Source organism: Vibrio sp. STUT-A11, assembly GCF_026000435.1.
In the GTDB taxonomy this organism is placed as follows: domain Bacteria; phylum Pseudomonadota; class Gammaproteobacteria; order Enterobacterales; family Vibrionaceae; genus Vibrio.
On record NZ_AP026764.1, the window covers coordinates 1,797,336 to 1,810,960 of the forward strand.

Genomic DNA, 13,625 nt, shown 5'->3' on the forward strand with positions numbered 1-13,625 from the left:
TCTCCTACACACCGACGGTTTCAGACTCTGGCGTCCATACGTCCACCTGGTCATCGTTAATCTCAATCAGCATCTCAGCCACAAGCTCAGCGATGTCTTTCACTTCAGGTCTTGGCTCAACAACACCTTCAAGCATCGCAGTACATTGCTGACAACCTACTGCCACAAGATCGGCACCTGTTTCACGGATGTCGTCCATACGCATATCCGCAATACGACGTTCGCCAGGGATATCGGTAATCGGAGCCGCACCACCACCGCCACAACAACGTGAGCGGAATCCAGAACGTTCCATTTCAGCAATTTCAACACCGAGGTGTTTTAGTACCGAACGAGGGGCTTCATATTCACCGTTGTAACGACCTAGGTAACAAGGATCGTGGTACGTCACTTTACCAACAGACAATGGTTTTAGAGCAATCAAACCCTTTTCAACCAACTGGTTGATGAAAGTGGTATGGTGCCAAACTTGGTAAGTCGGTTTTTCATTCTCAGGGTAGAAGTCCGGGTATTCGTTCTTCAAGCAGTGGAATGCATGCGGATCGGTTGTCACGATGCAGTCAAAATCGTACTTCATCAACGTTTGGATGTTACGTTTTGCTAAACGCTGATAAGTTACGTCGTCACCTAATCGGCGTGCAACGTCACCACAGTCCAGTTCTTCATCGCCCAAGATAGCAACATCAATCTTGGCTGCTTTAAGAATTTGCACCATCGACTTGAGGATACGTTGGCTACGCATATCAAACGCACCATCAGACACCCAGAACAGCACATCTGCACGTTTGACTTCAGACATCAATTTCAGATCCTGGTCTGCTGCCCAGTTAGAACGTTTGTTCGGGTTATGACCATTCGGGTTATCAGTGAAGATGATGTTTTCCAGTACTTCCGCACCTTTGTTTGGTGTTTCGCCTTTTTCAAGCGTTAAGAAGCGACGCATATCAACAATCGCATCCACGTGTTCGATCATCATCGGACATTCTTCGACACACGCGCGGCAAGTCGTACATGACCATAGTGTTTCTGCGTTTAGAACACCACCAACGATTGGTTTGTGTGGGTCACCTTTTGCACAACCGGTTTCTTTACCTGGATATGGGCTACCAGCGTAATTTTCATCCGTACCACCAGCTAGTCCCACAACCATGTCCTGGATAAGCTTCTTAGGGTTAAGAGGCTGCCCTGCAGCAAATGCCGGACATACCGCTTCACAACGACCACACTGAACACACGCATCAAAGCCCAGCAACTGATTCCATTTAAAATCACTTGGATTTTCAACGCCCAGCTTTTTAGCATCAAGATCTACTGGTTTTAAGCCGGTTGAACGACCACCACCAAAGCGCTCCGGACGACGGTGAAATGCTAAGTGCAATGCACCAGCAAACGCGTGCTTCATTGGTCCGCCCCAGCCCATACCAAGGAACATCTCACCGACGCCCCATACGATAGCAGCAAGTAGGACAACCGCAGCAACCACGTTAAACACATCGCCAACCAACTGAGTCGCAGGCAGTGTCACAAGGAAGAAGCTCACCGAGAACATGATCAAGCTTTTCGGCAGTCTCATCCAAGGGCCTTTAGACAGGCGCGATGGTGGATTTAGTCGACGTTTTGCGACAAACAACGCGCCGCAAAACATTAAGCCAAGTGAGCCAAGTAGTACCCAAGATAAGATTTGCGGCTCCAGGTTAAACACGTGAACCGCGAAGATGAGCACAACTGACAGGACGAAACCGCCTGCCGTTGCAACGTGAGTGTTAGACATCACTTTGTCGCGCGCTACCACGTGGTGCAAGTCCACAAGGTAACGGCGAGGCATGGCTGCTAACCCTGCAAAAAAGGCAACACTTTCGGCTTGCCCTCTCCGCCACATCATAATGCGGCGGAGCATCCCTATAACAGCCAGGGCTCCGGCTGTTATAAGTAAGATAGGAAGTAGTGACTCTAGGACCATAAGCCCCCCTTACAGATCTTTACATAGACGTAGTGCATCGTAGAGTGCAGCGTGAGTATTACGCTGTGAAACACAGTCACCCAAGCGCCATAGGATCATGCCGTCATTGTCTTGAGATAGGACTGGTTGCGCCTGTGATGCAAACAAGGTTTCAACGTCGATTTGGCCTTTGTTTACTGACTCAGCTTTCAACTCGTAGTAAAGCGCTTCATTTGGACGAATGCCGTTTTCTACTACCACTTGGTCAACAACGCGTTCTTCTTTCGCACCCGTGTATTCGTTCTCTAGCAGAGCGATTAGGTTGTCACCTTCACGGTATACTTTCAGCAGAGCAAGGTCTGAAGTCATGATGACTTCTTTCTCATACAAACTACGGTAGTAAGTTGGGAACGTCGTACCACCGATACCAACACCTGGTTTGATATCATCAGTAACGAGTTCAACTTGTGAGCCTTTAGAAGTCAGGTAATCTGCCGCCGACATACCAGAGAATTCACAGATTGTGTCGTAAACCAGAACATTCTTACCCGGTTCAACTGTGCCGTTAAGGATATCCCAAGAAGACACAACCAAGCCTTCTTCTGCACCCCAGTCTGGGTTCTGTTCGATGAATGGCGTACCACCAGTTGCAAGAATACAAACATCAGGTTTAAGTTCACGAATCATGTCCGCGTTAGCTGCAGTCTCTAGGATAACTTCAACGCCAAGACGGTCTAACTCCATTGCCAACCAACGTGTGATACCAGCCATCTGATCACGTTGCGGTGCTTTCGCTGCGATGGTGATTTGTCCACCTAGCTCACTCGCTTTTTCGACTAGAGTAACCTTATGACCACGCTCAGCCGCAACACGTGCTGCTTCCATACCACCAGGGCCACCACCAATCACAACAACTTTACGGATAGATCCAGTTGTTTTTTCGATCAGGTGAGGCATGCCCATGTGCTCACGGGATGTCGCCGCGTTCTGGATGCACAATACATCTAGACCCATGTACTGACGGTCGATACAGTAGTTCGCGCCAACACATTGGCGAATCTGATCGGTTTGACCTAGTTTAATTTTGGTGATCAAGTGTGGATCCGCAATATGCGCACGAGTCATACCAACAAAATCAACGTAACCCGCTTCAAGAATACGCTTCGCTTGGTTTGGGTCTTTGATGTTTTGCGCGTGGATAACTGGTACTGAAACCACTTCTTTAATACCAGCCGCCAAGTGAAGGAATGGCTCTGGCGGGTAGCTCATGTTAGGGATAACGTTTGCTAGCGTGTTGTGCGTATCACAACCAGAACCAACAACGCCGAAGTAATCGACCATCTTAGTTGCATCGTAGTACGCCGCGATTTCTTTCATGTCGTCATGGTTCAAACCATCAGGATGGAACTCATCACCCGTAATACGCATACCGACAACAAAGTCAGGACCAACCGCTTCACGTACCGCTTTTAGTACTTCCATACCAAAGCGCATGCGGTTTTCAAAGCTTCCACCCCATTGGTCAGTACGCTTGTTAACACGTGGCGACCAGAATTGGTCGATCATGTGCTGGTGAACTGCAGATAGCTCAACGCCGTCCAGACCACCTTCTTTTGCGCGAACTGCCGCTTTCGCGAAGTCGTCGATGATGCGCCAGATTTCTTCTTCTTCAATAGTCTTACATGTTGCGCGGTGAACCGGCTCACGTACGCCAGATGGAGACATCAGGTTTGGCCAATGCTCACCATCCCAACGAGAACGACGTCCCATGTGAGTAATCTGAATCATGATTTTGCCGCCATGCTTGTGCACAGCATCGGCTAGATTTTGGAAATGAGGAATGATGCGATCGGTTGAAAGGTTAACTGAGCTCCACCAGCTTTGTGGGCTATCAATTGAAACCACACTTGAACCGCCACAGATACATAGACCACAGCCACCTTTGGCTTTTTCTTCGTAGTATTTTACGTAGCGATCAGTCGTCATACCACCGTCGGTGGCATAAACTTCTGCGTGTGCAGTACTGACAACACGGTTACGAATGGTCGTTTTGTTAATTTTTAATGGTTGGAATAGAATATCGAACTGAGACATGGTTTACCCCTGTACCAGCCTCGCTTGCGAACAAGCAAGGCTGTCTTCCTTGACTGACTTACAAATGGATTGATGTTGGTGTTTAGGCGATTGGTGTTACTTCAAAGACGCCGTAATCGCACCCTTCCTCAGCACCACTTTGTGTTTGTACTGCTTTGGTTTTCACTGACAGACCCAAGCTCTCAGCGATTTGGTCAATTGCGCCAGCGAACCAGCCTGTAAACATGTAATCCACTTTGCGGTTAACTTTTCCGTACTGGTATACGAAACATGAATTTTCCAAACGAACTCGCGCTTCACCTTTCTCAATGTCAAGGTGCTCAGTGACAAAGAAACCCCAGCCGCGTTGAGATAGGCGCTTCATGTAATGTTCAAATACGGCATCGCCAGAAAGGCCGTGTTCTTCGGCTTCTTTTTCACACCAGTAGTAAGCTGACTTGTAGCCTGCTTTGTACAAGATGTCTGCGTAACGCTCCGCACCGATCTCTTCTTCAATACCCATATGGTTATTTACAAAAAAGTGACGCGGTACATACAGCATTGGTAAGGCATCCGTTGTCCAAACCCCTGTTTCGTCATCGACCAAGATTGGCATTTCAGGTGCGTGTGTACTCATATCGTATTCTTCCTTTTATACAATTAACTAACTCGTTATATATTTATATTTTTATGTGTGACGCTGGGGTTATTCACCCCAGACTTCGCCTAGTACGCGAAGCCAGTTTTCGCCCATGATCTTGCGAACTTGAGTTTCAGAGAAACCGTGACGTAACAGTGCTTCTGTTAAATTAGGGAACTCACCTAAAGTCCGAATGCCTTCAGGGTTAATGATTTCGCCAAAATTGGTTAGTCGGCGTGCATAGCCTTTATCATGCGTTAGCCACTCAAAGAACGGCTGACCGTGACCTTGTGTGAAATCAGTACCGATACCGATTTGGTCTTCACCGACCAGGTCGAAGATGTAAGCGATCGCTTCAACGTAGTCATCAATCGTTGAATGAATGCCGTTTTTAAGAAAAGGTGCGAACATCGTTACACCGATGAAGCCACCATGGTCTGCGATAAATCTCAGTTCTTCATCTGACTTATTGCGCGGATGATCTTTTAAACCACTAGGCAGACAGTGTGAGTAACAAACTGGTTTTTCAGAAGCCAGAATGACTTCTTTGGAAGTCTTAGCGCCCACATGCGACAGGTCACACATGATGCCCACTTTATTCATTTCCGCGACAATCTCGTGGCCGAAACCAGACAAGCCACCGTCGCGCTCATAACAACCGGTACCAACCAGGTTTTGTGTGTTGTAACACATCTGAACAACGCCGACGCCAAGGTCTTTAAACACCTGCACATAGCCAAGCTGGTCTTCAAAAGCATGGGCATTTTGAAAGCCCATAATAACGCCGGTTTTACCCTGCTGCTTTGCCTTGCGGATGTCGTCGGTAGTGCGAACTTTAATAACTAAATCATTGTTATCTTCAAGGAGGTTATTCATTTCTACGATATTGTTTACCGTATTCTGGAAGCCTTCCCAAACAGAAACTGTACAGTTTGCAGCAGTGAGGCCGCCTTTGCGCATGTCTTCAAACAGTGCTCGGTCCCACTTCGCGATAACCAGGCCATCAATCACTATTGAATCATCATGTAAGTCCGTTGCGTTCATTTTTAAACCCTATTCTTCCCTTTCCTCGTTAGTCTCCAGAATAGGTATTACAGGGGATTAAAAGTGTTCTAAAAACGGCATTCCGAATCCCTTTTGCGTAACGCTAAGCGACAAACTGCAAACAAAAAAAGACCGCCATCGTGTTGGATGGCGGTCTTTTTTTATTACAAACGAATTAGATCGAGATTGAGCCGTATGTGGGTTCATGCTGCGCTTCAAATAACGCTTTCGATGAACGCAATGGCGTATCAAATTGCATCAAATCCACAATGGTATTTGATTCTAAGGCCGGCGGAGCGACACTCACGTTAGCCACAGCAGCAGAATGTGTCCCCAACCTTTCTGCTTTCGGCGAAATCCCAATGTGAACGCGGTAACATTTACTAAAGTGTGGTGAAGAGACAAAGCCACATGCTGTTGCGATCTCGATAATCGACATCGATGTTTGTCTTAGTAACTGTCTTGCGCGGTTCAGTCTTAGCTTGAGGTAGTATTTTGATGGTGAGCATTGCAAATATTTCTGGAACAGACGCTCTAATTGGCGACGGGATAAACCGACATACACTGCCAATTCATCCAGTTCAATGGTCTCTTCTATATTCGCTTCCATTAAAATAATAGCTTCGACTAATTTAGGCTGAGCCGTACCAATCGTATGCTTAAGCGGAATGCGCTGTGTATCACTTTCACCGCGAATATTGTCGCAAATGAACATTTCTGAAATGCTTGAACCAAGTTCACGACCGTAATCTTTCTGGATCATGGTAATCATCATGTCTAATGGCACAGAGCCGCCACTGCATGTCATTCGATCACGGTCAATAACAAACAAGTGGTTGAGGCAATTAACACGAGGATGACGCTCCTGAAGCGTAGCAAGACATTCCCAGTGCACGCTGCACTGATAGCCGTCCAGCAACCCCGCTTCCGCCAACACGTAAGCCCCCGTACATACGCCACCAAGGCCAACATGTTTACGAGCTAAAGACTGTAACCAAGTCACTTGCTTACGCGTAAAACTGCGTGTGATATTTACACCACCCACTACAATCAATGTATCTAATTGGGGGGCATCTGCCATTGAACAATCTGGCTTGATGGTAATACCGTCACTAGCTTCAACGTAATCACCATCTTCTGATATCACATACCAATCATACAGTTCTTTCCCTGTCAGCTGGTTTGCCATGCGCATCGGTTCCACCGCTGATGAAAACGCGAGCATAGTAAAATTATCTAACAACAAAAAACCAATACGGTTTACTTCCTTGTTCGACGAGCCATCGAACTGATTTATTGAGACTGACATAGCGCACTCCAATGTAAAGGAGATTTATTATTAACCGGTAGTGCTAGCTATTTTTTTGTTTTGGCTTAGCACACCGAATCGAGCACTTTTGTCTAAGCAACAACCATGCCTATATATCCAAATACAGCGCATACTTTTGCAACATCAAGTTTAAAACTACAAGGGTCAATATATCTGCTTGAATAGCTTGCTTATTTTTTGGCAAGCCGAAAACAAATTTTGTCTCCGTAACATCCTACAGATGCCTTTCACCAACCGACTGCAACCTCACGCACCAGAATGATGCAAAGTTAAACAAACATTCAACATAATTGACCCAATAAAAACCTTACAACGTAGAGGCTTAGAACAATTATTCGGTTCCATTTAAAACAATGATATAGCTAGAAAAATCCGTGTGTCTATTGGCAAAACAGAACGGTAAACTCATTGTTTTAAACGTTAATCGATGGTTACAATATAGTTAACAAACCAAGATTTCAGTGAATTCGCACACATAAATAGCCTTCTTGACGAAAAAATTATTGCATCACGGGATATATATCTAAACGGCACATAAACAAAGAAGCCAACATCTGTGGTCACACGATGCTGGCTTCTTTTAGGGGGTGTTTCACTGGTTTTCAGCCTCAATATTTTGAAGGTCAGATATTTCTATTTTGACCTTTATACTTTGGCTTACTTAGTGGGCAGGCTTCTTTCTTAAGCTAAATGCTCCTTAAAGAAACCTTCCATTTTGTCGAACGGAATCACATCCATCTGATCATAAAGATCGGTATGGTTTGCGTCAGGAATGATCATCAATTCCTTTGGCTCTGCAGCGGCTTCATAAGCGGTTTCACTAAAGTAACGTGAGTGTGCTTTTTCACCATGAATAAGCAGAACAGGTCGTGGCGATATTTCTGCAATATACGTCAAGATCGGCATGTTCATAAACGACAGAGGCGTCGTGATGGTCCATGAAGCATTGGAGTTGATTGCTCTTGGGTGGAAGCCACGTTGCGGATCTTTATAGTAAGCCGCATATTCAACCACAAATTGTGGCTCGCCGCCCTGTAATTCAAGAGACACAGGGCCGTAAGCTGGCTCACCGTTTTCCGCATCTTTCCAGCGTTGCTGGCCCAATTGCTCTAGTCCTTGAGTACGTTGTTCAAGAGTAACGCTATCGTTATAGCCTTTAGACATAACTCGGGTCATATCGTACATAGTGCTAGCCACAACCGCTTTAACGCGCTTGTCAATTGCGACTGCATTTAATGCCATGCCGCCCCAACCACAGATACCGATAACGCCAATACGCTCGCGATCAACATTTTCTAGCAAACCGATAAAGTCGACTGCTGCACTGAAATCTTCAGTATTGATATCTGGAGAAGCAACATTACGTGGCTCACCACCGCTCTCACCTGTGTATGACGGGTCAAATGCTAGCGTAACGAACCCACGCTCTGCCATTGTTTGTGCATACAGACCAGATGACTGTTCTTTTACTGCACCAAAAGGGCCACTCAAGACGATCGCAGCTAATTTGCCAGTGCTTTCTTTTGGCTGATACAGATCAGCAGCAAGCGTAATACCGTAACGGTTTTTGAACGTGACTTTTTTGTGCTCAACCTTGTCGCTTTTAGCGAAAGTTTTATCCCAGCTATTACCTAATTCTAATGTCGTGCTTGCCATGGCCTGGCCTCCTGAAAGCGCACCAACACCTAAAGCAACCGCGCTTGCTCCTGCCATTTTCATTGCATTTCGGCGACTAACGTCTGGCAAGTCGTTGCCAGCGTTCGTGTTGTTGGTATCGTTGTGTTTGTTCATCTAGTTTCTCCTAGTAAGCCTGATAAGCTCGTCATCTCTGTTTCGGAATTTGCTTAAATTAGTCATCCCCAACTTGAGACAACATGACTAGCTTAAGAGCGTGCATCGTTTAAGAGAGTGTTCCTCCTAACGACGTTTCTGCTATTTATAATGCGACAAATCACCAACTATCAGTTATCCGGATACTACAAATTTCTTGCACAATCTTCCAATATAAGCAACGTAACACGGAATAACGACCGGACGTCACTCTCAAAACCCATAGCATTTTCCACGCTAATTAGATGTTAATATATGATTTATATTAAGATTTAACAGAAACAAAAAGCAGTAGTCACTCAGTATCACATCACTCATCATGACGTTTCTATTGCCTAATTTTTCTCTTAGCTATTTTTCTTGCAGCAGAAATGCAAACCAGCCTAGTCATAAATGACTAGGCTGGTTCATAACTCAATGAAAAATGTTGGTATTATAAAGCCTTGTTATACAACTCAATTACCTGCTCTTTTGTCATCGGGCTCGGGTTACCACCAGCACATGGATCAGCTAATGCGTCATCGACCCAAGTCAAGATATCCTGCTCAGTAACACCCAGTTCACCAAAACCAGCCGGAATGCCGACTCGACGGTTCAATGCATGAAGCGCATCAATTGCGGCCAGACTTGCCTGTTCTTCTGTCATGTCAGAGGTATCTACGCCCAATACTTCAGCAACCTTGGCAAATTTTTCTACTCGGTACGGGCGGTTAAATTCACTCACGATAGGTAACAAGATTGCGTTACATACGCCGTGAGGCAAATCTTTATGCGCACCTGCTGGGTGAGCCATTGCGTGCACCATACCCAAACCCGCACTGTTGAAAGAAAGACCAGCAATAAACTGACCATAAGCCAGCATTTCGCGCGCGTTAATATCGGTACCATCATCTACCGCTGCTGGAAGGTTTTCCGCAATGGTTTTTATCGCTTCCAGAGAGATATAGTCGGTCAATTTATGCGCGCCAACAGAGACGTATGATTCAAGAGCATGAGTTAATGCATCAATACCTGTTGCGGCTGTCGTTGCTTTCGGAATACCCAACATAACGCTTGCGTCATTGACTGAAATCTCTGGAATAATTTTATCTGAGATAATAACGTGCTTTACATGCGTTGCGGTGTCAGTAATAACCGCATTACTTGTAACTTCCGCAGCCGTACCCGCAGTCGTATTAATCGCATAAAGCGGTGCCCCTAAGTGCTCGACTTTCTCAACGCCGTTATAAGCGGCGATGGGTCCTGGGTTTGCGGATAGGATCTTGATCGCTTTTGCCGTATCAATCGAACTGCCACCACCAAAACCGATAATGTATTGCGCACCAGAAGTCACATACATGTCATACGCATTTTTCACCGTCTCGGTATCAGGGTTAGGTCTTACATCTTTAAACAAAGTCAGCTCTAACGAACTCGAAAGCAGTTTGTCAGCAAACCCCAACTCAACAAGCATTGGGTCACAGATAAGTAAGCCTTTTACCACGCCGTGTTCATTCGCTAAACGCTCGACTAAGGCTTCAATCGCGCCTACACCAGAGTAATTGATTTTAGGAAACGCCAGTTTAAATACGCTCATCGTGTTTATCCTTATAAGTTAAGATCTTATTGAGGGTGCCCATCTTTGATTTCGACTTGCCCGCTTTATTTATAAGGTTATTTAACCGTTTTTTTGCGCCGAATAACTTAGATTTTTTGCTTACTATTCCGAAAGAAAGGGGATTTTTTTAAGGTTGGAGAGCCGTAGTTCACAAATTGAAAAACGAGTTAGTCATGATGCATCACGAACACTTCCATGAGAAAGCGAAGATTGAGATTAGACATTTTCTGGCAAGGTTTGCGGAAGATCGGGCAACAGCATATCGACACATCCCCCTTACAATTAACCTGACGGTTAGCCTGACCGTTACCCTATTATCTCGTCATACGACATTGGCTTAGATGATCTAAGTTGTCGAAAGGATATTCCCGTGCAAAAAAACGTTAATCGATTTTCTTTTGTGGGAGCTTCACTGTCTTTGATGGTGACCTATGTAACTTCCGCAGTACCCATCCCACTTTATGGTACTTACCAGCTTCAAGACAATGTGAGTTATCTTGAGCTCTCATTAAGCTCTGTGGTCTACTTTATCGGTGCAGTAACGGCGCTGGTTTTATTTGGTCGGTTATCTAACCACTGGGGACGAAAGACCGTTTCCATTATCTCTTTATTGTTAGCCGCGCTATCCGTGGTTGTGTTTCTTAACGTGCATAGCGCGACACCACTCATTTTAGGCCGTTTATTACAAGGCCTTGCTTGTGGATTAGCGTCGACAGCGCTGGCTTCCTGGCTGGTCGATCACGCCCCCTCTGTCCCGTCTTGGATTCCTCCGGCAGTGATCAGTTGTGGACCAATGACTGGCCTTACGTTTGGTGGTGTTGGCTCAGGCTTTTTAATCGAGTACGCGCCTTACCCGCGTTTGTTACCTTTCGCTATCGCTTTTTGTCTTATTGCCTGTTGTATAGTGTTAGTACTGAAAAGTCAGGAAACGATGAAACGAAAGCCGGGGGCTTTCTTGTCACTTATACCAAGCTTCACACTGCCTGCTTCTGCTAAAAAAGCGTTTCCTCTGGCGGCGGTGACATTTGTTTGTACCTGGGCTCTGGGTGGGTTCTTTCAGGCCTTTGGTCCCGCAATGGCGCATGAACAATTGCATTCTCAGAGCGCGGTAGCGGCAGCGTTGGTTTTTGCCTCTATAATGGCACCAAGTTCTATTGGCGCTTCTCTTGCAGGGCGTATGGCGCCATCAAAAGCGCAGTTTGCAGGTATGCTTTCATTTACCGTGTTTGTGGGCAGTATCTTGTTAGCTCTGCAGTACGGAATACTCAGTGCTTTTCTAGCCGCCAGTATTTGTGCGGGTATCGCCCAGGGTCTGGTGTTGACAGGTAGTATCGGGACGATGGTTTCAGGATTATTACCACACGAACGTGCAAATGTCTTTTCCGTTATTTACGCAACATCCTATATCGGTGCCGCAGTACCGACCTTTATTTCGGGTCAGTTATCAGAGCAATTTAGTCTGTTACAGATCGCCTGTGGCTACGGCGTCTTGGCGCTATTTGGCTCAGTCGTTCTATTGTTTAGCCGTATGACAAGTAATCAAAAACAAACGGCTGGTGAAACGTCTTAAAAAATAGTTTTTTTATACCAATCTGGAAAATTAACTGGTCAGGGAACAGGGTTCGATAAACAAACTCTATTTGCCATGGATGGCAAATCGAAGCCCCATGGATGGGTTGATGCGTGTTTGTTTTCGATGCCTGTTTTCTGGTGTTCTATCATTAAAGTTAGGTTGATATAACCTATCTATAAGATAAAAAAAGCGAGCGGAAAAACCGCTCGCTTTTTCGTATTCATGATCACCTTGCACATCAGATTACTGAATGTACGCACCACCACATACTGGGTTATAGGTACCTGTAATGTGAGAACTCGCTTCACTCGCAAGGTAACGTACTGTGTTGGCAACATCTTCAGGTGTCGCTACGCGTTGTGTAGGAGTAAATGAGCGGATCATCTCTTTGAATTCAGCTGGCGCATCTTTCGTTGCATCAGTTTCAACCAGACCAGGAGCCACAATGTTAGATGTGATACCCAGTGGACCAAGCTCCTGAGCCAGATACTTATTAAAGCTATCTAGCGCGCCTTTCGCTGTACCGTGAGCAATAAAGTTCGGTGCAGGCACTTCTGACAAGGTGCTAGAAATAAAGACTAAACGACCAAACTGCTTTTCTTTCATACTTTTCGCGGCTAGCTGAGCTGTCTTATATGCCGCGTGCATTTCATCATTCAGTTTTTGTGCAAACTCATCCCAGCTCTGCTCGATAAATGGCTTAGCGGTAAAGTTCATGTTGGCATTTGAGACTAATACATCAACACTACCATGCTCTTCCACTTTTGCAAACATCGCTTCGATTTTCGCATCATCACGCACATCAGCTTGAATCGGGTATGCCTCGCCGCCCTTGCTACGAATCTCTTCGGCTAATTGCTCTGCAACGGCTGAGCTGTTCACATAGTTAATGAATACACGATAGCCATCTTCAGCCAACGCTTTTGCCGTTGCTGCGCCAATACCACGCGCACCGCCTGTAACTAATGCATTACGTTTTGTCATCTTGATTCCTTTTGAAGTTACTTACTTGTGAAGTTGCTTGGTAATGACAGCGTTTTGTGGCTGTCTCACATTACATTTATCGATTTAGGCTTTCAGCAATTCAGTTGTCTTAAACTGGTAATCACTGTTGATAAATTTTGTTTACTTGTTTGAAGTTCCGCATCATCAATGCCCTGTTGAGCATCTTGCAAAACACTCATCGCGATCGCTTCACACTGTTCAACAACACCAAGCGATTTCTCCGTCAGAATAACGATCTTACTGCGACTATCATGAGGAGAGCGCTGACGCTCGAGCCATCCGCGTTTCTCAAGCCCGTCAATAGAACGGCTGACGCTGGATTTCTCAAGGTACAAAAGCTCGCTGATCTGACTTTGAGTCATCGGTTCACTGTTTTTCAGCACCAGAATCACTCCCCACTGCTCCGCAGTCATATCGATGCCGGCTTGCTTAAAGCGCATCGTCAATAAACGGTTAAAAAGGCGACTCGCTAGTCCGGTTAAATGCCCTAGTGATTGCTGATGACTATAGTTGTTCACTGTTACTCTCTGTCGTTGTTGTTACCATTAGTTGTATACACAACTGTATAGTTAGTTGTCAATAATTACCATTTAG

11 protein-coding genes are annotated in these 13,625 nt (G+C 45.6%); 2 read left to right on the forward strand and 9 right to left on the reverse strand.

Annotation, left to right across the window (positions count from 1 at the left end; genetic code table 11):
- Positions 1-4: 4 nt before the first annotated feature.
- The 7 genes from OO774_RS23635 to OO774_RS23665 all read right to left on the reverse strand — a co-directional run bounded on the left by OO774_RS23635 (position 5) and on the right by OO774_RS23665 (position 10,432).
- Entirely contained in the window at positions 5-1,960 is a 1,956-nt protein-coding gene (locus OO774_RS23635) for a (Fe-S)-binding protein (RefSeq protein WP_264907227.1), read from the reverse strand.
- A 9-nt stretch (positions 1,961-1,969) separates the two neighbouring features.
- Positions 1,970-4,033 (reverse strand): dimethylglycine demethylation protein DgcA, encoded by a 2,064-nt coding sequence (gene dgcA, locus OO774_RS23640; RefSeq protein WP_264907229.1) that lies wholly within the window; start codon positions 4,031-4,033, stop codon positions 1,970-1,972.
- A gap of 82 nt (positions 4,034-4,115) precedes the next feature.
- Positions 4,116-4,649, reverse strand: coding sequence for a DUF5943 domain-containing protein (locus OO774_RS23645; protein ID WP_264907231.1), 534 nt, complete (start codon positions 4,647-4,649; stop codon positions 4,116-4,118).
- Positions 4,650-4,718: 69 nt separating this feature from the next.
- Positions 4,719-5,696, reverse strand: coding sequence for a dipeptidase (locus tag OO774_RS23650; protein WP_264907233.1), 978 nt, complete (start codon positions 5,694-5,696; stop codon positions 4,719-4,721).
- A 175-nt stretch (positions 5,697-5,871) separates the two neighbouring features.
- Positions 5,872-7,005, reverse strand: a complete 1,134-nt coding sequence (locus OO774_RS23655) for a GlxA family transcriptional regulator (RefSeq protein WP_264907234.1) — start codon at positions 7,003-7,005, stop codon at positions 5,872-5,874.
- Positions 7,006-7,707: 702 nt separating this feature from the next.
- Positions 7,708-8,817, reverse strand: coding sequence for an alpha/beta fold hydrolase (locus OO774_RS23660; RefSeq protein ID WP_264907236.1), 1,110 nt, complete (start codon positions 8,815-8,817; stop codon positions 7,708-7,710).
- Positions 8,818-9,289: 472 nt separating this feature from the next.
- On the reverse strand, positions 9,290-10,432 hold the full coding sequence (locus OO774_RS23665; RefSeq protein WP_264907237.1) for an iron-containing alcohol dehydrogenase: 1,143 nt from the start codon (positions 10,430-10,432) through the stop codon (positions 9,290-9,292).
- A gap of 194 nt (positions 10,433-10,626) precedes the next feature.
- Between OO774_RS23665 and OO774_RS23670 the strand changes: the two genes are divergently transcribed.
- Both OO774_RS23670 and OO774_RS23675 read left to right on the forward strand, forming a co-directional pair.
- On the forward strand, positions 10,627-10,794 hold the full coding sequence (locus tag OO774_RS23670) for a hypothetical protein (protein WP_264907239.1): 168 nt from the start codon (positions 10,627-10,629) through the stop codon (positions 10,792-10,794).
- A 29-nt stretch (positions 10,795-10,823) separates the two neighbouring features.
- Positions 10,824-12,023 (forward strand): MFS transporter, encoded by a 1,200-nt coding sequence (locus OO774_RS23675; RefSeq protein ID WP_264907241.1) that lies wholly within the window; start codon positions 10,824-10,826, stop codon positions 12,021-12,023.
- A gap of 246 nt (positions 12,024-12,269) precedes the next feature.
- Here the strand turns inward: OO774_RS23675 and OO774_RS23680 are convergent, their stop codons facing one another.
- On the reverse strand, positions 12,270-13,010 hold the full coding sequence (locus OO774_RS23680; protein ID WP_264907243.1) for an SDR family oxidoreductase: 741 nt from the start codon (positions 13,008-13,010) through the stop codon (positions 12,270-12,272).
- Between the two features lie 92 nt (positions 13,011-13,102).
- Positions 13,103-13,549: a MarR family transcriptional regulator gene (locus OO774_RS23685; protein ID WP_264907245.1), complete on the reverse strand. Its 447-nt coding sequence runs from the start codon at positions 13,547-13,549 to the stop codon at positions 13,103-13,105.
- Positions 13,550-13,625: the final 76 nt, after the last annotated feature.